The organism is Vogesella sp. (assembly GCF_046297735.1).
Classification (GTDB): domain Bacteria; phylum Pseudomonadota; class Gammaproteobacteria; order Burkholderiales; family Chromobacteriaceae; genus Vogesella; species Vogesella urethralis.
Genome location: NZ_JBKBHK010000011.1, coordinates 58,290 through 83,647, shown reverse-complemented (window position 1 = coordinate 83,647; position 25,358 = coordinate 58,290). Strand labels below are relative to the sequence as shown.

General features: G+C 59.0%; 24 protein-coding genes, 1 tRNA gene and 1 riboswitch. Of the genes, 4 read left to right on the top strand and 21 right to left on the bottom strand.

What is annotated here, in order from left to right; translation table 11 throughout:
• Positions 1–79: 79 nt before the first annotated feature.
• On the top strand, positions 80–1,900 hold the full coding sequence (locus ACK4FZ_RS13430) for a diguanylate cyclase domain-containing protein (protein ID WP_409821673.1): 1,821 nt from the start codon (positions 80–82) through the stop codon (positions 1,898–1,900).
• 156 nt (positions 1,901–2,056) lie between these two features.
• Here ACK4FZ_RS13430 and metF read toward each other — a convergent pair whose 3' ends face one another.
• From metF to metK, 3 genes are all read right to left on the bottom strand, one after another.
• Positions 2,057–2,893, bottom strand: a complete 837-nt coding sequence (metF, locus tag ACK4FZ_RS13425) for a methylenetetrahydrofolate reductase [NAD(P)H] (protein ID WP_144373419.1) — start codon at positions 2,891–2,893, stop codon at positions 2,057–2,059.
• 138 nt (positions 2,894–3,031) lie between these two features.
• Positions 3,032–4,432: an adenosylhomocysteinase gene (ahcY, locus tag ACK4FZ_RS13420; protein ID WP_144373420.1), complete on the bottom strand. Its 1,401-nt coding sequence runs from the start codon at positions 4,430–4,432 to the stop codon at positions 3,032–3,034.
• A 102-nt stretch (positions 4,433–4,534) separates the two neighbouring features.
• Positions 4,535–4,600: riboswitch (S-adenosyl-L-homocysteine riboswitch) on the bottom strand.
• A gap of 163 nt (positions 4,601–4,763) precedes the next feature.
• Entirely contained in the window at positions 4,764–5,933 is a 1,170-nt protein-coding gene (gene metK / locus ACK4FZ_RS13415) for a methionine adenosyltransferase (protein ID WP_409821671.1), read from the bottom strand.
• Positions 5,934–6,003: 70 nt separating this feature from the next.
• Between metK and ACK4FZ_RS13410 the strand changes: the two genes are divergently transcribed.
• Both ACK4FZ_RS13410 and ACK4FZ_RS13405 read left to right on the top strand, forming a co-directional pair.
• Positions 6,004–6,885 (top strand): lysophospholipid acyltransferase family protein, encoded by an 882-nt coding sequence (locus ACK4FZ_RS13410; RefSeq protein WP_144373422.1) that lies wholly within the window; start codon positions 6,004–6,006, stop codon positions 6,883–6,885.
• Positions 6,886–6,895: 10 nt separating this feature from the next.
• Positions 6,896–7,762: a lipid A biosynthesis lauroyl acyltransferase gene (locus ACK4FZ_RS13405; protein ID WP_144373423.1), complete on the top strand. Its 867-nt coding sequence runs from the start codon at positions 6,896–6,898 to the stop codon at positions 7,760–7,762.
• Positions 7,763–8,063: 301 nt separating this feature from the next.
• Here ACK4FZ_RS13405 and ACK4FZ_RS13400 read toward each other — a convergent pair whose 3' ends face one another.
• The 18 genes from ACK4FZ_RS13400 to tpiA all read right to left on the bottom strand — a co-directional run bounded on the left by ACK4FZ_RS13400 (position 8,064) and on the right by tpiA (position 24,108).
• Positions 8,064–8,360: a DUF2818 family protein gene (locus ACK4FZ_RS13400; RefSeq protein WP_409821668.1), complete on the bottom strand. Its 297-nt coding sequence runs from the start codon at positions 8,358–8,360 to the stop codon at positions 8,064–8,066.
• Between the two features lie 15 nt (positions 8,361–8,375).
• Positions 8,376–9,830: an NADH-quinone oxidoreductase subunit NuoN gene (nuoN, locus tag ACK4FZ_RS13395; RefSeq protein ID WP_409821666.1), complete on the bottom strand. Its 1,455-nt coding sequence runs from the start codon at positions 9,828–9,830 to the stop codon at positions 8,376–8,378.
• A 20-nt stretch (positions 9,831–9,850) separates the two neighbouring features.
• Complete coding sequence (locus ACK4FZ_RS13390; protein ID WP_409821665.1) at positions 9,851–11,347, bottom strand: NADH-quinone oxidoreductase subunit M; 1,497 nt, start codon at positions 11,345–11,347, stop codon at positions 9,851–9,853.
• A 41-nt stretch (positions 11,348–11,388) separates the two neighbouring features.
• On the bottom strand, positions 11,389–13,425 hold the full coding sequence (gene nuoL, locus ACK4FZ_RS13385; RefSeq protein WP_409821664.1) for an NADH-quinone oxidoreductase subunit L: 2,037 nt from the start codon (positions 13,423–13,425) through the stop codon (positions 11,389–11,391).
• A 36-nt stretch (positions 13,426–13,461) separates the two neighbouring features.
• Entirely contained in the window at positions 13,462–13,767 is a 306-nt protein-coding gene (nuoK, locus tag ACK4FZ_RS13380; protein WP_144373428.1) for an NADH-quinone oxidoreductase subunit NuoK, read from the bottom strand.
• A 22-nt stretch (positions 13,768–13,789) separates the two neighbouring features.
• Entirely contained in the window at positions 13,790–14,437 is a 648-nt protein-coding gene (locus ACK4FZ_RS13375) for an NADH-quinone oxidoreductase subunit J (protein WP_409821661.1), read from the bottom strand.
• A gap of 9 nt (positions 14,438–14,446) precedes the next feature.
• A complete protein-coding gene (gene nuoI, locus ACK4FZ_RS13370) occupies positions 14,447–14,926 on the bottom strand; it encodes an NADH-quinone oxidoreductase subunit NuoI (protein ID WP_197693963.1) in 480 nt (159 codons plus the stop codon).
• Positions 14,927–14,948: 22 nt separating this feature from the next.
• A complete protein-coding gene (gene nuoH / locus ACK4FZ_RS13365; RefSeq protein WP_409821660.1) occupies positions 14,949–15,995 on the bottom strand; it encodes an NADH-quinone oxidoreductase subunit NuoH in 1,047 nt (348 codons plus the stop codon).
• Between the two features lie 3 nt (positions 15,996–15,998).
• Entirely contained in the window at positions 15,999–18,356 is a 2,358-nt protein-coding gene (gene nuoG / locus ACK4FZ_RS13360) for an NADH-quinone oxidoreductase subunit NuoG (RefSeq protein ID WP_409821658.1), read from the bottom strand.
• Between the two features lie 3 nt (positions 18,357–18,359).
• Complete coding sequence (gene nuoF / locus ACK4FZ_RS13355; protein WP_409821655.1) at positions 18,360–19,655, bottom strand: NADH-quinone oxidoreductase subunit NuoF; 1,296 nt, start codon at positions 19,653–19,655, stop codon at positions 18,360–18,362.
• Positions 19,655–20,155 carry an NADH-quinone oxidoreductase subunit NuoE gene (gene nuoE / locus ACK4FZ_RS13350; protein ID WP_144373433.1) on the bottom strand — a complete coding sequence of 167 codons (501 nt, stop codon included), beginning with the start codon at positions 20,153–20,155 and terminating at the stop codon, positions 19,655–19,657. The genes nuoF and nuoE overlap by 1 nt, the downstream gene beginning before the upstream one ends.
• Positions 20,155–21,408 carry an NADH-quinone oxidoreductase subunit D gene (locus tag ACK4FZ_RS13345; RefSeq protein ID WP_409821653.1) on the bottom strand — a complete coding sequence of 418 codons (1,254 nt, stop codon included), beginning with the start codon at positions 21,406–21,408 and terminating at the stop codon, positions 20,155–20,157. Before ACK4FZ_RS13345 ends, nuoE begins: the two co-directional genes overlap by 1 nt.
• Positions 21,401–21,994, bottom strand: coding sequence for an NADH-quinone oxidoreductase subunit C (locus ACK4FZ_RS13340; protein WP_409821651.1), 594 nt, complete (start codon positions 21,992–21,994; stop codon positions 21,401–21,403). Before ACK4FZ_RS13340 ends, ACK4FZ_RS13345 begins: the two co-directional genes overlap by 8 nt.
• Positions 21,995–22,004: 10 nt before the next feature.
• Positions 22,005–22,481, bottom strand: coding sequence for a NuoB/complex I 20 kDa subunit family protein (locus tag ACK4FZ_RS13335; RefSeq protein ID WP_017509630.1), 477 nt, complete (start codon positions 22,479–22,481; stop codon positions 22,005–22,007).
• Entirely contained in the window at positions 22,472–22,828 is a 357-nt protein-coding gene (locus ACK4FZ_RS13330; RefSeq protein ID WP_409821715.1) for an NADH-quinone oxidoreductase subunit A, read from the bottom strand. The genes ACK4FZ_RS13335 and ACK4FZ_RS13330 overlap by 10 nt, the downstream gene beginning before the upstream one ends.
• A gap of 91 nt (positions 22,829–22,919) precedes the next feature.
• Positions 22,920–23,005 (bottom strand) — tRNA-Leu (locus ACK4FZ_RS13325).
• A 13-nt stretch (positions 23,006–23,018) separates the two neighbouring features.
• Entirely contained in the window at positions 23,019–23,360 is a 342-nt protein-coding gene (gene secG, locus ACK4FZ_RS13320) for a preprotein translocase subunit SecG (RefSeq protein WP_409821649.1), read from the bottom strand.
• Position 23,361: 1 nt separating this feature from the next.
• On the bottom strand, positions 23,362–24,108 hold the full coding sequence (gene tpiA / locus ACK4FZ_RS13315) for a triose-phosphate isomerase (protein ID WP_409821647.1): 747 nt from the start codon (positions 24,106–24,108) through the stop codon (positions 23,362–23,364).
• Between the two features lie 150 nt (positions 24,109–24,258).
• Between tpiA and pstS the strand changes: the two genes are divergently transcribed.
• Entirely contained in the window at positions 24,259–25,296 is a 1,038-nt protein-coding gene (pstS, locus tag ACK4FZ_RS13310; RefSeq protein WP_409821645.1) for a phosphate ABC transporter substrate-binding protein PstS, read from the top strand.
• Positions 25,297–25,358: the final 62 nt, after the last annotated feature.

The window sequence follows — 25,358 nt, the reverse complement described above, 5'->3', positions numbered from 1 at the left end:
CGTCCAGCGCCTGTCAAAGCGAAGCAATGCCATTTATAGTGCGCTGATATCGCTTGAATATCCTGACGGAATGATGACCATGAAACTGGTCAAGCCCCTCGCCCAACAATGGCTGACTCGCATGCTGCTGTGGATGGCTGCCTATACCGCCGTGGTACTGGCTGCGCACTGGTACGTCGACCGACAGCAGCAGGAAGCAGAACTGACGGCCATCCCCCGCCACATACAACAGCAATTCATGCCCTTGCTGGCGCAAAGCGTCTGGGATGTCGATAGCGACATGAGTGCCAGGCTGCTGCAAGGCATGCTCGATATCCAAGGCGTGGTGCACGTCAGCATTTCTTCTTACAACGGGCAGCTACTGATGCAACGCGGCCAACTGCAGTTGGTCAGCCATCAGATCGAACTCCCCATCCTGTCGGGCAGCAATGGGGAGCAGGCGCTAGGCGCCCTTCACCTCAGCCTGTCACTAAGAAAGCTGGAACAACAACAGTGGCAGCATCTGGCCTTGCTGCTGGGCGAGTTGCTACTGGGCTGGCTTCTGATCGCTGCGCTAGGCTACCGCCATCTGCAACAACACGTCGTGCAGCCGCTGCAGGCCTTGAGTGCGCAATGGCTTCAGGATGACAAGACGCCACCAGCCAAAGCAATAGACGAGCTGGCACAGCTCAAAGCCAGTCTGGCCAGCCATGCCCTGCATACTCAGCAGCAACAGCAGCTGCAGTTACAAGAAAGGCAAGAACTGGCACAACAACGCGATCACCTATCCAGTCTGCTCGCCATGCGCACCGCCGAACTGGAGCAACTATCGCGCTTTCATCAGATGATTTCGGAAATGTCCAGCCGGCTGATGCAGCTTAATAGCGCCAGTCTGCAAGATGAAATCGCTATTGCACTGGCACGTATCGGCACCCTGCTGGATGTAGACCGCTGCTACCTGTTCCGTGTCAGCTCCGCCATGCGCATTCACCAGAACCAGGAGTGGTGCCGCAGTGGCGTGCCAAGCACAGCCCAACGTTACGAGGACTACCCGCTGCACGACTCGGCGTGGTTCATCCCGCAATTGCTAAAACAGCATCTGGTTGCCATCAGCCAACTGGAAGACATGCCCCCGGAGGGACAAACCGAAAAGCAGCGTTTTGCGCAACACGGCATTCAGAGTCTGGCAGTAGTTACCCTATCCAGCCAAGGCCAGGTGCTGGGCTTTTTCGGCTGTGACAGCGTGCTACAAAAGCGGGAGTGGCAAGACAAGGAACTGACACTGATGCGGCTGTTCAGCGAAATGTTGTGCAGTGCGCTACTACAGCAACAACTGACTATCGCGCTGGACCACAGCCGGCAACAGCTGGCCGAGGCGACGGAACAGCTACACAATGCCGTCAACGTCGATGGCTTGACCGGCCTGAGCAACGCAGCAACCCTGTTGCACCAGCTGCAACAGGCCTTCCAGCAGGCCCAGCAGACCGGACAGCCGCTGTCCTTACTGCTGGTAGACATCGACCAGCTGCGCGAGCTGAACCACTTGGCCGGGCCGCAAGCTGGCGATCATTGCATACAACGCATTGCCAGGCTGCTACAACAGCGCTTCAGTACCCGGGGCAGCCTGGTGGCGCGCAGCGGTGGCAACCGCTTCAGCGTCCTGCTGCCGGCGCATACCCTGCGCGATGCGCTGGAGCAGTCGGAAGGCCTGCGCGAAGCAGTACTGCAACTGGCCATAGCCCATGCCGGCAAACAGCCACCCAATGTAGTCACCGTCAGCATTGGTGTCAGCAGCCAGGAGCCACAGTTACATCATAATGCTGAAGCCTTGCTGGAAGAGGCTAGCCGCAGTCTGCAACAAGCCAAGCTGGCCGGGCGCAACCGGGTTGCTTGTACACAGATGCCGGGTCAGCCGGGTTAATCGCCGCCCCAGACTACTGCGTCCGCGAAACAGCCACGCGACACAGCCTGACTACATCACATCAGCACCTGAAACCGCCAACCTGCCGTACATAAAAGATCAAGCCTGCTTGCATGGCAAACAGGCTTGATGGTCAATCATCCACGTTGTTGCTGCTTACAGGCCCAAACGCTGCCAGATGGTGGACACGGTACCGGCCTGGTTCAGTGTGTAGAAGTGCAGGCCGGGCGCGCCCCCGGCCAGCAGGCGGTCGCACAGCTCGGTCACCACGTCCAGGCCCAGCGCGCGGATGGATGCGCTATCGTCCATATAGGCTTGCATGCGCAGGCGCAGCCAGCGCGGCACTTCGGCACCGCACATGTCCGAAAAACGGCACAGCTGGCCGAAGTTGGCGATCGGCATGATGCCCGGCACGATGGGGATATCCACGCCACGCGCCTGCGCCTCGTCCACAAAACGGAAGTAGGCGTCGGCGTTGAAGAAGTACTGCGTCATGGCCGAGTTGGCGCCGGCTTTCACCTTGCGCACAAAATTGTTGATGTCGTCTTCCGCCGACTTGGCCTGCGGGTGGAACTCCGGGTAGGCCGCCACTTCGATATGGAAGTGATCGCCGTGTTCCTCACGGATGAAAGCCACCAGCTCATTGGCGTAGCGGAATTCGCCCGCCTCCACCATGCCGGACGGCATGTCGCCACGCAGGGCCACGATGTGACGGATGCCGTGGTTGCGGTATTCGTTAAGAATGGCGCGGATGTTGTCGCGGGTAGAGCCGATGCAGGACAGGTGCGGTGCGGCCGCGTAGCCCTCGTTGCGGATCTCCAGCACGGTGGACAGCGTGCCGTCACGCGTGGTGCCGCCGGCGCCAAAGGTAACGGAGAAAAATTCGGGGTTGAACTGCGCCAGTTGCTGGCGCGTGGTACGCAGCTTGGCCACGCCTTCCGGCGTGCGCGGCGGGAAAAACTCGAAACTGAAGGTACGGTTACGTTCTGTCATGGCGAACTCTAGCGATTAGTCTGTGATGATCCCTGGCACCCCGCGCCGGTCTTCGCCGCTGACGGGTGCGGCCAACGTTGGCCGCAAAAACGGGCAGGTCATTCTACTGCCCTGCCCGTTTCACGCTGACATCAAATATCAATAACGATAGTGTGCCGGCTTATATGGGCCTTCTTTGGCCACGCTGATGTAGGCCGCTTGCTGGTCGGTCAGCTCGGTCAGGCGCGCGCCGATGCGCTCCAGGTGCAGGCGGGCCACCATCTCGTCCAGGTGTTTCGGCAGCACGTACACTTTGCTCTCGTACTTGCCCGGGTTGGCGAAGATCTCGATCTGGGCCAGCACCTGGTTGGTGAAGGAGTTGGACATCACGAAGCTCGGGTGGCCGGTGGCGCAACCCAGGTTCACCAGACGGCCTTCGGCCAGCAGGATGATGCGCTTGCCGTCCGGGAAGATGATGTGGTCGACTTGCGGCTTGATGTTGTCCCACTGGTACTGGCGCAGGCTGGCGACTTCGATTTCGCTATCGAAGTGGCCGATGTTGCACACGATGGCGTTGTTGCGCATGCGGGCCATGTGGTCGTGGGTGATCACGCCGACGTTACCGGTGGTGGTCACGAAGATGTCGGCCTGGTCGGCCACTTCGTCCATGCGTACCACGCGGTAGCCTTCCATCGCCGCCTGCAGCGCGCAGATCGGGTCGATTTCGGTGACCCATACGGTGGCGCCCAAGCCGCGCAGGCTCTGCGCACAACCCTTGCCCACGTCGCCGTAACCCAGCACCACGGCCACTTTACCGGCGATCATCACGTCGGTAGCGCGCTTGATGCCGTCTACCAGCGACTCGCGGCAGCCGTACAGGTTGTCGAACTTGGACTTGGTAACGGAATCGTTCACATTGAAGGCCGGGAACGGCAGCGCGCCGTCTTTTTCCAGCTGGTACAGGCGGTGTACGCCGGTGGTGGTTTCTTCGGTCACGCCCTGGATGTGCTGCAGGCGTTTGGAGTACCACTGCGGGTCGATGGCCAGGTAGCGCTTGATGGCGGCGTACAGCGCGGTTTCTTCGTCGTTGGTGGGGTTGGCCACCACGCTGATGTCCTTCTCGGCCTTGCTGCCCAGCATCAGCAGCAGGGTGGCGTCACCGCCGTCGTCCAGGATCATATTGGCGGGCTGGTTGTCCGGCCATTCGAAGATCTTGTGGCTGAATTCCCAGTACTCGTCCAGGCTTTCACCCTTGAAGGCGAATACCGGAATGTTGGCCGCGGCGATGGCGGCGGCAGCGTGATCCTGGGTAGAGAAGATGTTGCACGAGGCCCAACGTACTTCGGCGCCCAGCGCAGTCAGGGTTTCGATCAGTACCGCCGTTTGTACGGTCATGTGCAGGCTGCCGGCAATGCGTGCGCCACGCAGCGGCTGGGCATCCTTGAACTTGTCGCGGATGGCCATCAGGCCCGGCATTTCGGTTTCGGCAATGTTCAGCTCTTTGCGGCCCCAAGCGGCCAGATTGATATCGGCAACAACGTAGTCGTTGAAGTCAGCCATCGTGCAAATCCTTTATCACGAAGGCCGGGAGGGATGGCTCACCCGCGCATCCCGTGCCCGGCACGGGTTATTCCGGCTACCCGGTAGGGTGGCCGATGAACAAGCAGGTGAGCGCCGTTTTGAACTGTTCCGGGCCTGGGGGCTAGCCTCGCAGCGCTCCCCGGAATCCTGACATTATGGCAGAAGATGGTTAAAAGGTTGGCCGCAATTCACGCAAAAATACAAAGCAGCTTGCCCGTTTGCGCGGATCCCGGACGTAAAAACGCCCTGCGTGTGGCCAGGCAGGGCGGTGTGGGCAGGCCGGGCCGCAGCGTGCGGCCAACCTTGCTGCTTACAGACCGGCAGCAGCGCGCAGCGCTTCTACCTTGTCGGTGCGTTCCCAGGTGAATTCAGGCTCTTCGCGGCCGAAGTGGCCGTAAGCCGCAGTCTTGGCGTAGATCGGACGCAGCAGGTCCAGCATCTGCACGATGCCTTTCGGACGCAGGTCGAAGTGCTGTTTTACCAGCTCGACGATTTGCTCGTTCGGGATCACGTTGGTGCCGAAGGTGTCCACCGCGATGGAGGTCGGTTGCGCCACGCCGATGGCGTAGGAAACCTGTACCTGGCACTGACGGGCCAGACCGGCGGCCACGATGTTCTTGGCCACGTAGCGGCAAGCGTAGGCGGCGGAACGGTCAACCTTGGACGGGTCCTTGCCGGAGAAAGCGCCACCACCATGCGGTGCAGCACCGCCGTAGGTGTCGACGATGATCTTGCGACCGGTCAGACCGCAATCGCCTTGCGGGCCGCCAATCACAAAGCGGCCGGTCGGGTTGATCAGGTATTTGGTGTCGGCGGTCAGCATATCGGCCGGCAGTACCGGTTTGATGATCTGTTCGATCACGGCTTCGCGCAGGGTGTCGTAATCCACGTCCGGATGATGCTGGGTGGACAACACCACGGTGTCGATGCGCTTGGGCAGACCGGTGTCGGTGTCGTACACGCAAGTAATCTGGCTCTTGGCGTCCGGGCGCAGCCACGGCAGGCGGCCGTCCTTGCGCAGTTCGGCCTGACGCTGTACCAGGCGGTGCGCGTAGTAAATCGGGAACGGCATCAGGGTCGGGGTTTCGTCGCAAGCGTAACCGAACATCAGGCCCTGGTCGCCAGCACCTTGTTCCAGGTCCAGGCCCTGGCCTTCGTTCACGCCCTGGGCGATGTCCGGCGACTGCTTGTCGTAGCACACCATCACGGCGCAACCGTTGTAGTCGAAGCCCAGCTCGGAGCTGTCGTAACCGATGCGTTTGATGGTTTCGCGCGCGACCTTGATGTAGTCAACGTTGGCCGTGGTGGTGATTTCGCCCGCCAGTACGGCCAAGCCGGTATTGACCAGGGTTTCGGCCGCAACGCGGGCGTATTTGTCCTGGGTCAGGATGGCGTCCAGAATCGCATCGGAGATCTGGTCCGCTACTTTGTCCGGGTGACCTTCCGAGACCGATTCAGAGGTAAAGAGGTATTCGCTCATTGTCTTCGTTCCAGATAATGGCCAGTGAGTTATAAGGTAAAATAGCGCGTTTCGATAGCGTACAAGCCCAATGACTAGACTCGCACGTTTGATCCTGCAAGCAATCGCCGCGTTGCCGCTGCCGCTACTGCATGCCCTGGGCAGCCTGCTCGGGCGCGTGCTCTATTATGCGTCGCCTCGCGTCCGCGCGCGTCTGCGCGACAACATCGACACGAGTAAAATCGCAGGAAGTTATCAGCTTTCGCAAGCGCTCGTCAAACAGTCTGCCGCAGAAAGCGGCAAGGGCATGCTGGAGCTGGCGATTGCCTGGTGCCGAGAACCGGACTACATGGTGTCGCTGGTAAAGCATTGTTATGGCTGGGAACACGTCGAAGCCGCGCTGGCGGAAGGCAAGGGCTTGATCTTTGTCACCCCGCACCTGGGCAGTTACGATATCGCCGGCCGCTACCTCAGCGCGCGGTTGCCGTTTCCGTTGACGGCGATGTACAAGCCACCCAAGCTGGCCTGGCTAGGCCCGATCATGAACGAGGGCCGGGTGCGCGGTAACGGCAAAACCGCACCGGCCACGCCAGCCGGCGTGCGCATCCTGATGAAGGCGCTGAAGTCCGGAGAAGCCACCATCATCCTGCCCGACCAGGTACCCGGTGGCGGCGAAGGGGTGTGGGCGCCGTTCTTTGGCCGCCCGGCGTTCACCATGAGCCTGCTGCCGCGCCTGGCGCAGATGCAAGGCGTCACCGTGCTATGGTTTGCCGGCGAACGCCTGCCCGATGGCCAGGGCTTTGCCGTCCACATCCAGCCCCAAACGCAACCGTTTAGCGGCGACAAGGCACAGGATGGCGCCATCCTTAACCAGCAGGTAGAGCAGCTGATTCGCCGCTGGCCGGCGCAGTACCTGTGGAGTTACAACCGTTACAAGCGCCCTGCCGGCGCGCCTGCCCCCGATTCCGAGTGAAAGCTGTCTGATGAAACTTGCCCTGGCCCTGTTGTGGCTGATCCATTTCCTGCCCGTACGCCTGATCCACGCGCTGGCCTGGCTGCTAGGCCAGCTGGCCTACGTGCTGGCCAAATCGCGCCGCAAAGTCGGCCTGATCAACCTGCGCTTGTGCTTCCCCGACATGAGCCCGGCCAAGCGCCGCCAGCTGATCCGTGCCCATTTCGTTGAAATGATGAAGCTGGTACTGGAATACGGCGTGGTGTGGTGGTCGTCGCCAGAGCGGCTGCGCAGCCTGGTGGACATCCGCGGCCTGGAAAACCTCACCCGCCTGCGCGACGCCGGCGAGGATGTGATCCTGTTCTACCCGCATTTTGTGGCGTTCGAGATGTGCGCCTACCGGTTGAACCTGGAGGTACCGCTGGTCAGCGTGTACTCGCACCAGAAAAACAAGACGCTGGACGAGCAGTTCTACAAGGGCCGTAACCGCTTCGACAACGCCTACATCGTGTCGCGTCAGGAAAGCCTGCGCAGCATCATCAAGGCCATGCGCAAGGACCACACGCCCTTCCTGTACCTGCCGGACCAGGACTTTGGCGCCCGCGACTCGGTGTTCGTGAAATTCTTCGCCACCGATGCTGCCACCATTACCGGCCTGTCGCGCATTGCCGGCCTGGCTCGCGCCAAGGTGGTACCGGCCATCGCCCGCCGTGTGGGCAGCCGCTTTGTGCTGGACCTGTACCCGGCCTGGGACAACTACCCCAGCGAGGATGTGGTGGCCGACACCCGCCGCATGAATGCCTTTCTGGAAGAGCGGGTGCTGGAAATGCCCGAGCAGTACTACTGGCTACATAAACGCTTCAAGAGCCGGCCACAAGGCGAAGCGCGCTTTTACTAAGCGACCTCCGCTACCCCATGCAAAACCGCTGCCCTGGCAGCGGTTTTTTTATGGCGTGACGGATGCGGCCAACACGCACTGACCAAACTGCTGCGTACAGCATGCCGCTGCGCCATTGCCACACCATGCCGGTACCGCTTGGTGCGATGACGACCATCACATCGTATCGATGACTGCACTGAAACCTGCATGTCGCATCGCATTGCGGGGCACGCTGAGGCCAACATAAGGCGGTAGCGGGCAGCCAATAAACAAAAAGCCCGGCAAAAAACGCCGGGCTTTTGATGGCGGAAGGTCAGACTTAGCGGACACGCTCCTGCCAGAAATACCGAGCCACAAAACCCGGAAAGGCAAACACCAGAAACAGCGAAAAGGTGGTGACGTAGAACTGCCAGTTCTGCGCGTGCACCGGGCTATAGCGCCCTTCCAGCACCCGCGCCAGCAAGCCCAGCAGCAGGTACAGCGTTACCAGCTCCAGCAAGTGCCAGCCAAAATGCTTGCTGGCCAGTTTCTTGATGCCTGCCAGACGCTGGGTGGCGAATGGCAGGTTGGCCGCGATGAAGGCCACAACGAGCAGAGTGATAACGCTGGTTTCCACGTACGGTTTCCTTGATTACAGGCTGTGAAGCGACAGTTGCAGTGCTTCGACACACAGGGCAACCAGACGTTCCGGCATCACACCCAATACCAGCAAGGCCACGCCGTTTACCGACAGTACCAGCTTCATGTCTGCCGGCATGGTGATGGCGTTATTGTCCTGTACGTCATCGAAGTACATCAGCTTCACGATGCGCAGGTAGTAGAAAGCACCAATCAGCGACATCACGACCGCCACAATCGCCAGCCATACCAGGTTGATGTTGACGATTGCCTGGATCACTGCAAACTTGGCGTAGAAGCCAGCCAGCGGCGGAATACCGGCCATCGAGAACAGCGCCAGCAACATCAGCAGTGCATACCAGCTGTTACGACCGTTCAGGCCTTTCAGGTCGTCCAGGGTCTCGCACTCGAAACCGGCACGCGACAGGCCCAGCAAGATACCGAGACCTACCAGCGTGGTCAGCACGTACACCACGGCATAGAACAGTGCCGAGCTGTAGCCCTCCGGTGTACCTGCCAGCACGCCCAGCAGCATGAAGCCCATGTGCGAGATGGTGGAGTACGCCAGCATGCGTTTGATATTGCTCTGGGCAATGGCAGTGATGTTACCGATCACCATCGACAGCACGGCCACGATGATCAGCATGCCCTGCCAGTCAGCCACCATCGCACCCAGACCCTGCACCAGGATGCGGATCACGAACACGAAGGCTGCCAGTTTCGGAGCAGCACCGATCATCAGCGTCAGCGCAGTGTAGGAACCCTGGTATACATCGGGTACCCACATGTGGAACGGCACCGCACCCAGCTTGAACGACAGACCTGCCACGATGAACACCAGGCCGAATACCAGCAAGGTGCCATTGGCGCTACCACCCGCAATGGCTTTGGCCACAGTGGCCACATCCAGCGAGCCGGTTGCGCCGTACACCATGGACATGCCGTACAGCAGCAGGCCGGAAGCCAGTGCACTCAGTACAAAGTACTTCATGGCCGCTTCGGTAGCTTTTACAGACTCACGCTGCAGTGCAATCAGGGACACCATCGATAAGGACAGCATCTCCAGACCCATATACAGGCTGATGAAGTTGCCGGCCGATACCATCAGGTTCATGCCCAGCAGCGCAAACAGTGCCAGCGTGTAGTACTCGCCCTTGAACAGGCCACGGTCTTTTACATACTGGCGGGTGTAGACCAGTACGGTGGCGGTCACGCCATACATGGCTACCTTGACAACGTCCGACATCGGGTCGTCGACAAACAGGCCACTGAGTGTAACAGTACTGAAGGTTTCAAAAGTAGCTACCTGAAGCACGGCAGCAATGGCCAGCGTTACCAGCGACAAGGCGTAGGTAACGCCACGCTTGGCGTCCGACAGAAACAGGTCAAGCAGCAGGATAAACAGCACGGCTCCGAGCAGAAAAATCTCGGGCAATGCCGGCATCAGGTTGAGATCAGCCCAATTCATTAGCGTTGTCCTTAGTAAGCTTAGAGCTTGCTTTGCGCGACGTGCGCGATCAGGTCATTCACGGAGAGGTGCATTTTCTCCACGAACACATTCGGCCACAGGCCCATACCCAGCACGGCAATAGCCAGGATGGCCAGTACCAGGAACTCACGCTTGTTCACGTCCTGCATCTCGGCCACATGGTCATTACCCACATCGCCGAAGATCACGCGCTTGTACATCCACAGGGTGTAGGCTGCGCCAAAGATCAGGGTGGTGGCTGCCAGGGTGGCTACCCAGAAATTCACCTGAACCGCGCCCATGATCACCATGAACTCGCCAACAAAGCCGGAAGTAGCCGGCAGGCCGGAGTTTGCCATCGCGAACAGCATCATGAAGGCAGCAAAGATCGGCATCTTGTTGGCCACACCGCCGTAATCGGCAATATTGCGGCTGTGCACGCGGTCGTACATCACACCGATACAGAAGAACATACCGGCAGACACGAAGCCGTGCGACACCATCTGTACCAGTGCACCTTCCAGCGCCCAGACATTCAGTTGGCTACCGGTGAACAGGAACATACCCAGCGTCACGAAGCCCATGTGCGAAATGGACGAGTACGCCACCAGCTTTTTCATGTCGGTCTGTACCAGCGCCACCAGGCCGATGTACACCACGGCCACCAGCGACAAGCCCACCATGATCGGCGCCAGCTCCAGCGCGGCGTCCGGCACGATAGGCAGGGCGAACCGCAGGAAGCCGTAGGCGCCCAGCTTCAGGGTGATAGCCGCCAGTACCATGGAACCGCCGGTCGGCGCTTCCACGTGGGCATCCGGCAACCAGGTGTGTACCGGCCACATCGGTACTTTTACCGCAAACGACAGGAAGAAGGCCACGAACAGCAGAATTTGCACATCACGCGGGATCTGAGCCAACGCTTGGAAAGCCTGGATCTCGAAGGTCTTGCCTGCCTGGAAGTACAGGTAGATGAAGGCCACCAGCATCAGCAGCGAACCCAGCAGCGTGTACAGGAAGAACTTGACCGACGCATATACGCGGCGCGGACCACCCCAGATACCGATGATCAGGTACATCGGGATCAGCATGCCCTCGAAGAACACGTAGAACAGGATGGCATCCAGTGCGGCAAAAGCACCATTGATCAGACCGGACATGATCAGGAAGGCAGCCATGTACTGCGCGGCGCGCTTCTGAATCACTTCCCAACCCGCCAGCACCACCATCAACGTGGTGAAGCTATTGAGCACAATGAACAGCATGGAAATGCCGTCCACACCCAAGTGATAGCGAATGCCCAGCGACTCGATCCAGGGCAGGTTTTCAACAAACTGCATGCCGCCATGCAGGGTGTCGAACTGGGTAAACAGCGGCAGTGACACCAGGAACCCCGCCAGGGCACCCGCCAGCGCCAGCCAGCGTGCCAGCGTGGCACGCTGGTCACCGCCGGTGGCCAGCACCAGCAGGCCTGCCACGATCGGAGTCCAGATCACCAGACTCAAAGGATTAGAAAACATATGGATAACCTATTTGTTGAATCGATTCCGGTAACCAACCCTTAGCGCAGGATCAGCGGCTTGAACCAGTAAGTCATCAGCACCAGCACACCAATGATCATGATGGCGGCGTAGCTGTAGATGAAACCGGTTTGCAGCTTGCGAACCACGCTGGAGAAGTAGCCCACCAGACGTGCCGAACCGTTTACCAGCAGGCCGTCGATCAGCAGCATGTCGCCCACTTTCCAGAAGAAAGTACCCAGGGCACGCGAGCCCTTGGCGAAGACGCCGAAATAGATTTCGTCCAGGTAGTATTTGTTTTCCAGCAGCGTGTGCACGGCAGAGAACTTCTGCTTGATGGCAGCCGGGATATGCGGCGCCTTCATGTAGAAGAACCAGGCTACGGCAACGCCAGCTGCGGCCAACCAGAACGGCAGCGTCACAAAGGCATGCATACCCATGGCCAATGCGTCATGTGCATGATGCATGGCGGCCTCCAGACCCGGGTGCTTCTCCAGGTTGGTGTAGATCACGCCTTTGAAGAACTCGCCACCGACCAGCGGGTGCAGCGCAAAGAAACCGATCAGCACAGACGGGATGGCCAGCAGTGCCAGCGGCAGGGTCACCACCCACGGCGATTCGTGCGGTTTGTCGTTCGGGCCCAGGCCATGGTGATGGTCGTCACCGTGGTCATCGTCGTGATGGTGATGGTCGTGCTTGGCTTCCATCCAGCGTTCCTTGCCATGGAATACCAGGAAGTACATGCGGAACGAGTAGAACGCAGTCACGAACACACCGGCAATCACGGCAAAGTAGGCAAAGCCGGAAGCGGACAAGTTGCTGGCCTGTACTGCCAGGATGATGGAGTCCTTGGAGTAGAAGCCGGAGAAGAACGGGGTACCGATCAGCGCCAGCGAGCCCAGCAGCGAGGTAATCCAGGTAATCGGCATGTACTTGCGCAGACCACCCATATTGCGCATGTCCTGATCGTGGTGCATGCCCATGATCACGGAGCCGGCCGCCAGGAACAGCAGCGCCTTGAAGAACGCGTGGGTCATTACGTGGAACATGGCTACCGAGTAAGCAGAAGCACCCAGTGCCACAGTCATGTAACCCAGCTGCGACAGCGTGGAGTAAGCCACAACACGCTTGATGTCGTTCTGCACAATGCCCAGGAAACCCATGAACAGCGCGGTGATCGAACCTGCCACCATCACCACGTTCAGTGCAGTGTCGGACATTTCGAACAGCGGGCTCATGCGCGATACCATGAAGATACCAGCCGTCACCATGGTCGCAGCGTGGATCAGCGCGGAAATCGGGGTCGGGCCTTCCATCGAGTCCGGCAGCCACACGTGCAGCGGGAACTGTGCCGATTTACCCATCGCGCCGATAAACAGCAGGATGCAGGTGACCGTCATCAGCGACCACTCCACACCAGGAATGATCTGGATGGTCTTGTCCGCCAGGGCCGGCGCGGCTGCAAATACATCGCTGTAGTTCAGCGAACCGCCAAAGTAAGCCAGTACCAGACCGATACCCAGCAGGAAACCGAAGTCACCCACGCGGTTTACCAGGAACGCCTTCAGGTTGGCAAAGGTTGCAGTAGGACGCTTGAACCAGAAGCCGATCAACAGGTAGGACACCAGACCCACCGCTTCCCAGCCAAAGAACAGCTGGATGAAGTTGTTGGACATCACCAGCATCAGCATCGAAAAGGTGAACAGCGAGATGTAGCTGAAGAAACGCTGGTAACCCGGATCCTCATGCATGTAACCGATGGTGTAGATATGCACCATCAGCGACACGCTGGTTACCACCACCAGCATCATCGCGGTCAGGGAATCCACCAGGAAACCGACGGAGAACTCAAAACCTCCTACCGTCAGCCAGGTGTAGACTGGGCCGTTGAATACCTGGGCTGTGCCATCAAGGAAGCCCTTCAGTACGCCGATCGACAGAACCGCCGATACTGCCACGCCGAGAATCGTCACGACGTGAGCAGCACGGCGACCAATCGCCCATCCAAACAGGCCTGCAATGATCGACCCCACCAGCGGTGAGAGCGCAATCAGCAGGTATAAGCTCTTCATATCCATGTTTGTCGTGCTTTTTAGAATTGAAATCCGGTTTCTTTAGCCTTTGAGGCTGCCCAAGTCTTCCACGTTGATGGTGTCCAGATTACGGAACAGCACCACCAGAATGGCCAGACCGATTGCCGACTCTGCAGCCGCCACGGTCAGGATGAAGAAGACGAAAATCTGCCCTGCCGAGTCCGACAGGTAGTGCGAGAAAGCGATGAAGTTGTAGTTCACCGCGAGCAGCATCAGCTCGATGGCCATCAGCAGCACGATGAGGTTCTTCCGGTTCAGGAAAATGCCCAGCACGCTGATGGCGAACAGGATGCCGGCCAGCACCAGGAAGTGTGTGAGTGTAAGCACGTGTCCTCCCAATCTACGGCCGTCAGGCCTGTTGCTCGTTAGAATCGGATACCGCGTCGTCCTGGCGCTTCACAGCGTCCATTTTCACGACACGAACGCGGTCTTTGCTCTGCACACGTACCTGCACTGCCGGATTGACATACTTGCTGTCCCGACGCTGGCGGATAGTGATGCCGATAGCAGCCACCATGGCAATCAGCAGAATCACCGCCGCAGCTTCAAAAGCCAGCAGATAGGTGGTGTACAGCTGGCGGCCCAGCTCTTTGACGTTGCTGATCTCGCTTGCAGCGGCCGCAGCTGCGGCAGGCTTCACATCGGCGAGCTGCGCTTCCGGACTTGCCAGAATCAGCACCATCTCGGCCACCATGATCAGCGCCACAAAAGCCGCTTGCGGAAAATGACGCCAGAAGCCTTCACGCAGCTTCTCGACGTTGATGTCCAGCATCATCACCACAAACAGGAACAACACCATGACCGCGCCGACATAAACCAGTACCAGTGCAATGGCGAGGAACTCCGCTTGCAGCAGCAGCCAGTGGCCGGACGCCGTAAAGAATGCCAGCACCAGGTACAGCGCTGCGTGTACCGGGTTTTTAGCCGTCACCACGCGGAAACCCGCGAAGATCAGGATCGCCGACAGAATATAAAAAACGACAGCCTGAAAGCTCATGAGTCCCCCTTAGCGGTACTTGGCATCCGCAGCCTTGTTGGCCGCGATTTCGGCTTCGTACTTGTCACCTACCGCCAGCAGCATCGGTTTGGTGTAGTACAGATCGCCACGTTTCTCGCCGTGATATTCGAAGATATGCGTCTCGACGATGGCATCTACCGGGCAGGCCTCTTCGCAGAAACCGCAGAAAATGCACTTGGTCAAGTCGATATCGTAGCGGCTGGTACGGCGGGTGCCGTCGTCACGCTGCTCAGACTCGATGGTGATGGCCATAGCCGGGCACACCGCTTCGCACAACTTACAGGCGATGCAACGCTCTTCGCCGTTGGCATAACGACGCTGAGCATGCAGGCCGCGGAAGCGCGGCGAAATCGGTGTCTTCTCTTCCGGGAACTGAACCGTGATTTTGCGGGCAAAGAAGTGACGACCGGTCACCATCAAGCCCTGCACCAGTTCTACCAGCAGGAAGGTTTTGAAAAAATTGCGGATCATTTCCATGCTTTATGCTCCATCACTTCCACAGCGACAGCGGACTCAGCATCCACACGCCCAGGACCACAATCGAAACCAGCGTTACCGGAATGAACACTTTCCAGCCCAGACGCATGATCTGGTCATAACGGTAGCGCGGGAAGGTCGCGCGGAACCACAAGAAGCAGAACAGCACCAGCGACATCTTCAGCAGCAGCCAGAACATGCTGCCTTCGCCCAATACGCCCCAGCTAGCCGGGAACGGCGACAGCCACCCACCCAGGAACATGATGGAGGTCAGTGCAGCGATCAGAATCATGTTGGCGTATTCCGCCAGGAAGAAGACTGCAAAAGCCATACCGGAGTATTCCACGTGGAAACCGGCCACAATCTCGGACTCGCCCTCCGCCACGTCGAACGGCGCACGGTTGGTTTCAGCCACACCGGAGATCAGGTAAACCACAAACAGCGGGAACAGCGGCAACCAGTTCCAGGAGAAGATGGAACCGCCGGCAATACCCTGTGCTTGCTGATTGACGATGTCGATCAGGTTCAGGCTGCTGGACACCATCATCACGCCTACCAGGGCAAAACCCATGGCCAGTTCGTAGGACACGATCTGTGCCGACGAACGCAGTGCGCCCAGGAAGGAGTACTTGGAGTTACCTGCCCAGCCGGCAACGATCACGCCGTACACGCCCATCGAGGTGATGGCCATGATGTACAGTAGCGATGCGTTGATGTTGGCCAGTACCATGGTGTCGTTGAACGGAATCACCGCCCAGGCTGCCAGTGCCGGCATGATGGACAGCACCGGTGCTACCAGGAACAGCCCCTTGCTCGACTGGGTCGGCAGGATGATTTCCTTCATCAACAGCTTGACGCCGTCAGCCAGTGGCTGCAGCAGCCCTTTCGGGCCGACACGGTTGGGGCCGATACGGATCTGCATGTAGCCGATCACCTTACGCTCGGCGAGCGTCAGGTAGGCCACACCAATCATCAGCGGAGCAACAATGGCCAGGATCTTGAGCAGTGTCCACACTGCCAGACCGGCATCGTTACCCAGCAAACTTTGCAGAAGTTCCATGGATTAACCTCGCTTGATCTGAATCGGGTCGAACATGCCGCCCAGCTGCTGGGTTGTCGGATGGGCCGCAGCAACGCGTACCACACCTTCAGCCAGCGCCTTGTCAGCACGTACTTGCAGGCTTACCGAGGCTTCACCTTGCGATACCACGGCGTTGTCACCGTCGTTCAGGCCCAGACGGGCGGCATCGGCAGGGCTCAGGCTCACGACCGGGGTCGCGGCGGCGGCGGTTTGCTGCAGGGAATCGGCACGGCGGCAGATGGCATCGGCGTGGTACAGCGGTACCTCGCCAGCGCGAACCAAGCCGGCAGCAGCGGCAGCCACGTTGGCCGCAACGCCCTGTACCGCATTGCCCAGTTTGGCGGCGATGTCACCCTTGGCCAGCAGTTCGGCGCGCACTTCTTCGGCGGCGTTGAACTCGAAGCCTTCCAGGCCCAGCATATTGCCCAGCACGCGCAGTACTTTCCACGCCGGACGGGCTTCGCCTTGCGGGCGCACCACGCCGTTGAAGCTCTGCAGCTTGCCTTCCATGTTCACGAAGGAACCGGCGGTTTCGGCAAACGGGGCGATCGGCAGCAGCACGTCGGCGTAATCCAGCAGACCGGCACCCTTGTAGGCGGTCAGCGCAATCACGGTAGCCGCCTGTTTCATGGCGGCAACGGCTTGCTGGCCGTTGTAGGTGTCGGCTTCCACTTCGGTGTTCAGCAGGAAGTAAGCCTTGCGCGGTGCGGCCAGCATGGCAGCAGCGGACAGACCGGCAGTGACGGCAGCGCCCATCGGGCCACGGGCCGGGTTGGCACCGGCGATGTCGGCACCCACGCTGTTGGCAGCTTCGGCAGTAATACCGAAACGGGCGCCAGTCACGCGGGACAGCTCTTGCGCCAGCGCCAGCAGCTCGGCAAAGGCCGGGTGATGCTGTGCAACGTTACCCAGGATGATGGCGGCGTTGTCTGTAGCGCACAGGCTGTTGGCGATGGCTTGCGCCTCGGCCGAAACGTTGGCCGCAGCCAGGTCCAGTGCGGTATCCGCGTCTTTAACGGCAACAGCCGCTTTCAGCACCTGGGCCAGACCATTCACCAGTGCTGCCGGGGACACGATCAGCTTGGCGTTCAGCGCGGTAAACAGCTCGTCGTCGGCAATGTGCAGTACGTTGAGCTGGGTACCTTTCTTCACCGCCTGGCGGATACGCGAGGCCAGCAGCGGCTGTTCCTGACGCTGCGAGGAGCCCACCATCAGGATGGACTTGGCCGCGGCCAGTTCCACGATGGAAGAACCCAGCCACAGCGCACCTTGCTGAGCAGCAGCCACACGGCTGTCGCTACGGCGCAGGGCGGCGTCGATGTTGTTCACGCCGAAGCTGCGGGCCAGTTTCTGGGCCAGGTACAGTTCTTCGGTAGTGCTGTGCGCACTGGTCAGGAAGCCGATGGCGTCTTTGCCGTGATCGGCAGATACACCGTTCAGGCCTTTCACCACGTATTCCAGCGCGGTCTGCCAGTCGGTTTCGTGCCACTTGCCGTCGAACTTGATCATCGGCTTGTGCAGGCGCTCGGCGCTGTTCAAGCCTTCGTACGAGAAGCGGTCGCGGTCAGCCAGCCAGCATTCGTTGATGGCTTCGTTTTCCAGCGGCAGCACGCGCATTACCTGGTTTTGCTTTACCTGAACGATCAGGTTGGCACCCAGGCCGTCGTGCGGGCTCACCGACTTGCGACGCGACAGCTCCCAGGCACGGGTGCTGTAGCGGAACGGTTTGGAAGTGAGCGCACCCACCGGGCACAGGTCGATGACGTTACCGGAGATTTCCGAGTTAACGGTCTTGCCCAGGTAAGGCATGATTTCCGAGAACTCGCTGCGGTTGGCCATCCCGATTTCCTGGAAGCCACCGATTTCGTCGGTGAAGCGTACGCAGCGGGTACAGTGGATGCAGCGGCTCATTTCCTCGGCGGAAACCAGCGGGCCCATGTCTTTACCCACTACGACGCGCTTTTCTTCCTGATAGCGCGAACCGGAATTACCGTAACCCACGGCCAGGTCTTGCAGCTGACATTCGCCGCCCTGGTCGCAGATCGGGCAATCCAGCGGGTGGTTGATCAGCAGGAATTCCATCACGCCTTGCTGGGCCTTTTTGGCCAGCGGGGACGCAGTGTGCACTTTCATGCCATCTGTTACCGGCGTGGCGCAGGCAGGCAGCGGCTTCGGTGCTTTTTCCACTTCTACCAGGCACATGCGGCAGTTGGCCGCAATGGACAGCTTCTTGTGGTAGCAGAAGTGGGGGATGTAGGTACCGGCAGTATGGGCGGCATCGATGATGGTGCTGCCCTGGTTGACTGTCAGTTTTTTACCGTCGATTTCGATTTCAAGCATCGCTCAACACCATTTGTGATCCACCAGCGACTTCTTGTGTTCGATCAGGTACTCGAACTCATGACGGAAGTGCTTGGTGAAGCTACGAACCGGGAACACAGCGGCATCGGCCAGGGCGCAGATGGTGCGGCCTGCCATGTTGTTGCCAACCGAATCCAGCAACTCCAGATCGCCAGGACGGCCTTCGCCGTTGGCGATGCGATGGATGACCTTGTACAGCCAGCCGGTGCCTTCGCGGCACGGCGTACACTGGCCGCAAGACTCTTCATGGTAGAAGTACGCCAGACGTTCCAGCGCTTTTACCATGCAGACGTCTTCGTTCATCACGATCACGGCACCCGAACCCAGCATGGAGCCGGCTTTGGAGATGCTGTCGTAATCCATGGTCAGGCCCATCATCACGTCGCCAGGCAATACAGGCGCCGACGAACCACCCGGAATCACGGCTTTCAGTTTCTTGCCGTCTTTCATGCCGCCCGCCATTTCCAGCAGCGTGGCAAACGGGGTGCCCAGCGGAATCTCGTAGTTGCCCGGACGGTTAACGTGGCCGGAGATCGAGAACAGCTTGGTACCACCGTTGTTCGGCTTGCCGGCTTCCAGGAATTTCTGGCCGCCGTCGCGAATGATGAACGGCACCGACGCGAACGATTCGGTGTTGTTGATAGTGGTCGGCTTGCCGTACAGGCCGAAGCTGGCCGGGAACGGCGGCTTGAAGCGCGGTTGGCCTTTTTTGCCTTCCAGCGATTCGAGCAGCGCGGTTTCCTCGCCACAGATGTAGGCGCCGTAGCCGTGGTGGGCGAACAGATCGAAGCTGAAGTCGGTACCCAGGATGTTCTGACCCAGGAAGCCGGCCTTGCGTGCTTCGTCCAGCGCCTCTTCGAACAGCTCGTAGGCTTCGAAGATTTCACCGTGAATGTAGTTGTAACCGGCTTTGCAACCCATGGCGTAGCCGGCGATGATCATGCCTTCGATCAGCGCGTGCGGGTTGTACAGCAGGATATCGCGGTCCTTGAAAGTGCCCGGTTCGCCCTCATCTGTATTGCAGACGACGTACTTGTCACCCGGGAACGAACGCGGCATGAAGCTCCACTTCAGACCGGTGGGGAAGCCGGCGCCACCGCGACCGCGCAGACCGGAGGTCTTCACTTCGGCGATCACGTCTTCTTGGGGCATCTTGGCGTCGAGGATCTTCTTCAGCGCCTGGTAGCCACCACGAGCCATATAGGCATCTATGCGCCAGCAGTCTTGGGCGGTGGTGTCCACGCCCTCAAAAATCACACCATTGACGAAGACTGCCATTATTCCAACTCCGCCAGTTTCTTATCGATTGCTTCGGGGGTCATGAAGCTGCACATCTTGTGATTGTTCAGCAGCAGGACCGGCGCGTCGCCGCAAGCACCCATGCACTCGCCTTCCAGCAGGGTGTACTTGCCATCGGCCGAGGTTTCGCCCAGGGCGATACCCAGCTTTTGCGAAATGTACTGGGCAGCATTGACGCCACCTTGCAGTGCACACGGCAGGTTGGTACAGACGGTGATCTTGTACTTGCCGACCGGTTTCATGTCGTACATGTTGTAGAACGTCGCCACTTCGTAGGCCGCTACCGGCGGAATGCCGATGTAGTTGGCCACGAACTCGATGACCTCGGCGTTCAGGCAACGCTCTTCGGGTGTGTTGCCGGTCTCGCGGCGTTCGGTCAGCGCAATGCGCAGGGCCGACATGGCTGCGGAACGGAATTGATCGGCTGGGTACTTGGCCAGCTCGCGATCAATCTTGGCTAGCGATTCTGCGGATAACATCAGCGGTCAATCTCCCCAAACACGATATCCTGCGTACCAATGATGGCCACCACGTCGGCAATCATGTGGCCACGCGACATTTCATCCAGGCTGGCCAGATGCGCGTAACCCGGCGCACGGATCTTCAGGCGGTACGGCTTGTTGGCGCCGTCAGATACCAGATAGATGCCGAACTCGCCTTTCGGGTGTTCTACCGCAGCGTAGGCTTCGCCTTCCGGCACGTGCATGCCTTCGGTGAACAGCTTGAAGTGATGGATCAGTTCTTCCATGTTCGACTTCATGCTTTCGCGGCTAGGCGGGGCTACCTTGTGGTTGTCGGTAATAACCGGACCCGGGTTGGCCTTCAGCCACTGCACACACTGGGCAATGATGCGGTTGGACTGACGCATTTCTTCCACGCGTACCAGGTAACGATCGTAGCAGTCGCCTGTCACACCTACCGGCACGTCGAAGTCCATGCGGTCGTACACGTCGTATGGCTGGGTCTTGCGCAAGTCCCAGGCAATGCCGGAGCCACGCAGCATCGGGCCGGTCATGCCGAGGTTCTTGGCACGTTCCGGGCTAACGATACCGATGTTTACGGTACGCTGTTTCCAGATACGGTTATCTGTCAGCAGGGTTTCGTAATCATCGACACAGGCCGGGAAGCGCTTGGTGAAGTCTTCGATGAAATCGAGCATGGTGCCGGCACGGGATTCGTTCAGGCGCGCGATTTCTTTGGCGTTGCGGATCTTGGACGCTTTGTACTGCGGCATGCTGTCCGGCAGGTCGCGGTAAACACCACCCGGGCGGAAGTAGGCTGCGTGCAGGCGGGCACCGGACACGGCTTCGTAGCAGTCCATCAGGTCCTCACGCTCGCGGAAAGCGTACAGGAACATGGTCATGGCGCCGATGTCGATCGAGTGCGCACCGATCCACAGCAAGTGGTTCAGGATACGGGTGATCTCGGCGAACATCACACGGATGTACTGGGCACGCTCGGGCACGTCGATGCCCATCAGCTTTTCGATGGCCAGACAGTAGGCGTGCTCGTTACACATCATGGACACGTAGTCCAGACGGTCCATGTAAGGCAGGGACTGGATGAAGGTTTTGCTTTCGGCCAGCTTTTCGGTGCCGCGGTGCAGCAGACCGATGTGCGGGTCGGCACGTTGCACGACTTCACCGTCCAGCTCCAGCACCAAACGCAGCACACCGTGCGCTGCCGGGTGCTGCGGGCCAAAGTTCAGCGTGTAGTTACGGATATCAGCCACCGTAGTTCTCCTCGCGGACGATGCGCGGCGTGATTTCGCGCGGCTCGATGGTTACAGGCTGGTAGATCACACGTTGTTGTGCGGCGTCGTAACGCATTTCCACATGACCGGACACGGGGAAGTCCTTGCGGAACGGGTGACCGACAAAACCGTAGTCGGTCAGGATGCGGCGCAGGTCCGGGTGGCCTTCAAAGATGATGCCGAACAGGTCGAACGCTTCGCGCTCGAACCAGTTGGCCGCAGACCAAATGGCGTTCACGCTGGGCACAAGCGGGAAAGCGTCGTCTTCGGCAAAAATGCGGACGCGAATACGGGCATTGTGCTGCAGCGACAGCAGGTGGTAGACAACGGCGAAGCGCGGGCCGTCTTGCGGCTCGTCTTTATAGGTGCTGTAGTCCATGCCGCAGATGTCGATGCATTGTTCGAAACTCAGCGTCTCGTGATCACGCAGAGCGGTCATGACGGCCACGGTATCGGCAGACTTGCAGACGATGGTCAGCTCGCCCAAAGCGATTTTTGCGCTAACCAGCTTGTCACCGAGCACCTGTTCAACCGCCGACTTGAGCTCTTCCACTTTCAATGACATGGGGGATACCTCAGCGGGCGATGGTGTTGGTACGCTTGATCTTGTTCTGCAGCTGGATGATGCCGTACAGCAGGGCTTCTGCAGTCGGTGGACAGCCTGGAACATAGACATCTACCGGCACGATGCGGTCGCAACCGCGCACGACAGAATAGGAATAGTGGTAGTAGCCACCACCGTTGGCACAGGAACCCATGGAGATTACCCAGCGCGGTTCGGCCATCTGGTCGTAAACCTTGCGCAGAGCAGGCGCCATCTTGTTACAGAGGGTACCGGCCACGATCATCAGGTCGGACTGGCGCGGGCTGGGACGGAATACGATACCGAAGCGGTCCAAGTCGTAGCGGGCCGCACCAGCGTGCATCATCTCTACGGCACAACAGGCCAGACCGAACGTCATCGGCCACAGCGAGCCGGTACGCGTCCAGTTGATCAACTTGTCAGCAGTGGTAGTGACAAAGCCCTTTTCGAGAATGCCCTCTACTCCCATTCCAGCGCTCCTTTTTTCCACTCATAAACGAAACCGACGGTAAGAATGGCCAGGAAGACCAGCATGACCTGGAGACCGTACATGCCAAGATCCTTGAACACCACAGCCCACGGGAGCATGAAGGCTACTTCAAGGTCAAAGATGATGAAGAGAATGGCCACCAGGTAGTAACGGACATCAAACTTCATTCGTGCGTCTTCGAAGGCTTCAAAACCGCACTCGTAGGGAGACAGTTTTTCCGGATCGGGACGGTTAGGTGCCAGCAACCAGCCCAGCACCAGCGGACCCACACCGACCAGCAGGCCGACGACGACAAACAACAGAATGGGAAAGTAATTTTGCAGCATTTCCCGCACACCCCTAAAAGAAAGGAGGATCAACCCCCTTGACTCCAAACAAAACAGGCCACCGGAATCCCGGCGGCCTGTTTTTTGAATGTGGTGCCGACAGTGAGACTCGAACTCACACAGCCTACGGCCACTACCCCCTCAAGATAGCGTGTCTACCAATTTCACCATGTCGGCACAGTTTTAACTTTTATTCCGGAATCACGCCGGAGGCATTACCCTTTGCAGCGCCGCTCGGGATTTGCGACGAAGCATTTTCGGCTGCCGATTCCATTACCCCTAGATTGCCACTGTCTGCGACATGCAAGTAACTGGTAAGCATCAACATCGAAAAGAACACAACTGCCGACAGCGCGGTAGCTCTGCTCAGGAAATTCGCGGAACCGCTTGCGCCAAACAGACTTCCCGAGGAGCCACCACCAAAGGCAGCACCCATGTCAGCCCCCTTGCCATGCTGCATCAAGACAAGGACGATAATTGCCAGCGCAGAAATCAGCAGCGCGACAAGTACAAGCGTATTCAAGAGTTCCATACTATATCAACTTTTTAGCAGCCTGGCAAATCTTGCCAAATCCATTAACCTCGAGGGACGCACCACCAACCAAGGCGCCACCGACACTTGCCAGCGACAGGATTGCGTCGGCATTGTCTGCCTTGACGCTTCCGCCGTAGAGGACGCGAATACTATCAGACGCACCATAGCATTGCAACACGAGCGCCCGGATCTGCTGATGCACCGCATCAATCTGTTCGATAGTAGCGACCTTACCGGTACCGATAGCCCACACCGGCTCGTACGCCACCACGTATTCGCTGCCTTTGATAATGTCTAATGCCTCCAGTTGCTGGCTGATAACGCTCAGCTCCTGGCCTGCTTCACGCTCGGCCAGGGTTTCTCCCACGCACAGCACCGGCACCATGCCGGCGGCAACCACGGCCTGCAACTTGGCGGACAACACCTCGTTGCTTTCGCCAAAGTACTGGCGCCGTTCGGAGTGGCCTACAAGCACGTAGCGGCAACCCACGTCCGCCAGCATCTGGGCACTGGTTTCGCCGGTATAGGCGCCATCGGCAGCAAAACGGCTGACGTCCTGCGCTGCTACTGCCAGGGCACTGCCCTGCAGCGCGGCAGCCAACTGAGCCAGGTATACAGCTGGGGCAGCCAGGCCGACACCGGCGCGGTTGATATCGGCGTTGTCCAGCATCTGGCCTAGCAAGGCAAGGTTGGCCGCATGGCGTCCGTTCATCTTCCAGTTACCGATTACCAGCTTGCTACTCATAACGCCGTCCTTGCCGATTCATTGAAAAGTACCCGGATTATATCAGTGTCAGCCTTGCTTTCCGTAATGTGACGAACTGTAATATTTCTGAAATCAGCGACCATTACGATGCATCCCATCGCAACACGTCGTTAAACTCTGGAGCACGCAATGAAGCACACTACCCGCCTGGTTGCCACACTGGCATTTTCCGGTTTTGTTGTAGGTCACGCCTTTGCGGCAGACATTACTGGCGCCGGTGCCACTTTCCCGTACCCGCTGTACGCCAAGTGGGCAGAAGCTTACAAGGCGAAGACCAACAACAACATGAACTACCAGTCCATCGGCTCTGGTGGTGGTATCAAACAAATCCAATCGAAAACCGTTGATTTCGGCGCCTCTGACATGCCGCTGAAACCGGAAGAGCTGGATAAGGCAGGCCTGACCCAGTTCCCGACGGTAATCGGTGGCGTGGTACCGGTAGTGAATGTACCGGGCGTTGCTCCTGGCCAATTGAAGCTGACCGGCCCGCTGCTGGCTGACATCTACATGGGCAAGGTAGCCAACTGGAACGACGCAGCCATCGCCAAGCTGAACCCGACCGTGAAGCTGCCGGACCAAAAGATCACCGTAGTTCGTCGTTCTGACGGCTCCGGCACCACCTTCATCTTCACTAACTACCTGTCCAAGGTATCGCCGGAATGGAACAGCACCATTGGCGCCAACGCTGCCGTGAAATGGACTGTCGGCGTGGGTGGTAAAGGCAACGAAGGTGTGGCGAACTACGTTACCCGCATCAAGGGTGCCATTGGTTACGTAGAGTACGCCTACGCCAAACAGAACAAGATTGCCCACACCCAAATGCAGAACGCTTCGGGCAATTTTGTGAACCCGGACGACAGCACCTTCAAGGCAGCTGCCGCCAACGCCGACTGGGCCAAGGCACCGGGCTTCTACCTGATCCTGACCAACCAGCCGGGCAAAGACTCGTGGCCGCTGTCTGGCGCTACTTTCATCCTGATGCACAAGAAGCAGGACAAACCGGCGCAAGGTCTGGAAGCCCTGAAGTTCTTTGACTGGGCCTACACCCATGGTGACGCCACTGCCGCCCAACTGGACTACGTACCGATGCCGGCCAATGTGAAAACTGTCATCCGTAACAGCTGGAAACAGATCACCGACGCCTCCGGTGCACCGATCTGGAAATAATGTGATGCAGTAGATGCAAAGCAGGCCGGGGCACCGCCCCCGGCTTTTTGTCTGCAAGCGAT

Bases quoted from the DNA above. Each gene is read 5' to 3' on its own strand.
- ACK4FZ_RS13430 (WP_409821673.1), top strand. From the start codon at position 80: ATGAAACTGGTCAAGCCCCTCGCCCAACAATGGCTGACTCGCATGCTG.
- metF (WP_144373419.1), bottom strand. From the start codon at position 2,893: ATGACAGAACGTAACCGTACCTTCAGTTTCGAGTTTTTCCCGCCGCGC.
- ahcY (WP_144373420.1), bottom strand. From the start codon at position 4,432: ATGGCTGACTTCAACGACTACGTTGTTGCCGATATCAATCTGGCCGCT.
- metK (WP_409821671.1), bottom strand. From the start codon at position 5,933: ATGAGCGAATACCTCTTTACCTCTGAATCGGTCTCGGAAGGTCACCCG.
- ACK4FZ_RS13410 (WP_144373422.1), top strand. From the start codon at position 6,004: ATGACTAGACTCGCACGTTTGATCCTGCAAGCAATCGCCGCGTTGCCG.
- ACK4FZ_RS13405 (WP_144373423.1), top strand. From the start codon at position 6,896: ATGAAACTTGCCCTGGCCCTGTTGTGGCTGATCCATTTCCTGCCCGTA.
- nuoN (WP_409821666.1), bottom strand. From the start codon at position 9,830: ATGAATTGGGCTGATCTCAACCTGATGCCGGCATTGCCCGAGATTTTT.
- ACK4FZ_RS13390 (WP_409821665.1), bottom strand. From the start codon at position 11,347: ATGTTTTCTAATCCTTTGAGTCTGGTGATCTGGACTCCGATCGTGGCA.
- nuoL (WP_409821664.1), bottom strand. From the start codon at position 13,425: ATGGATATGAAGAGCTTATACCTGCTGATTGCGCTCTCACCGCTGGTG.
- ACK4FZ_RS13375 (WP_409821661.1), bottom strand. From the start codon at position 14,437: ATGAGCTTTCAGGCTGTCGTTTTTTATATTCTGTCGGCGATCCTGATC.
- nuoH (WP_409821660.1), bottom strand. From the start codon at position 15,995: ATGGAACTTCTGCAAAGTTTGCTGGGTAACGATGCCGGTCTGGCAGTG.
- nuoG (WP_409821658.1), bottom strand. From the start codon at position 18,356: ATGCTTGAAATCGAAATCGACGGTAAAAAACTGACAGTCAACCAGGGC.
- nuoF (WP_409821655.1), bottom strand. From the start codon at position 19,655: ATGGCAGTCTTCGTCAATGGTGTGATTTTTGAGGGCGTGGACACCACC.
- nuoE (WP_144373433.1), bottom strand. From the start codon at position 20,155: ATGTTATCCGCAGAATCGCTAGCCAAGATTGATCGCGAGCTGGCCAAG.
- ACK4FZ_RS13340 (WP_409821651.1), bottom strand. From the start codon at position 21,994: ATGTCATTGAAAGTGGAAGAGCTCAAGTCGGCGGTTGAACAGGTGCTC.
- ACK4FZ_RS13335 (WP_017509630.1), bottom strand. From the start codon at position 22,481: ATGGGAGTAGAGGGCATTCTCGAAAAGGGCTTTGTCACTACCACTGCT.
- ACK4FZ_RS13330 (WP_409821715.1), bottom strand. From the start codon at position 22,828: ATGCTGCAAAATTACTTTCCCATTCTGTTGTTTGTCGTCGTCGGCCTG.
- secG (WP_409821649.1), bottom strand. From the start codon at position 23,360: ATGGAACTCTTGAATACGCTTGTACTTGTCGCGCTGCTGATTTCTGCG.
- tpiA (WP_409821647.1), bottom strand. From the start codon at position 24,108: ATGAGTAGCAAGCTGGTAATCGGTAACTGGAAGATGAACGGACGCCAT.
- pstS (WP_409821645.1), top strand. From the start codon at position 24,259: ATGAAGCACACTACCCGCCTGGTTGCCACACTGGCATTTTCCGGTTTT.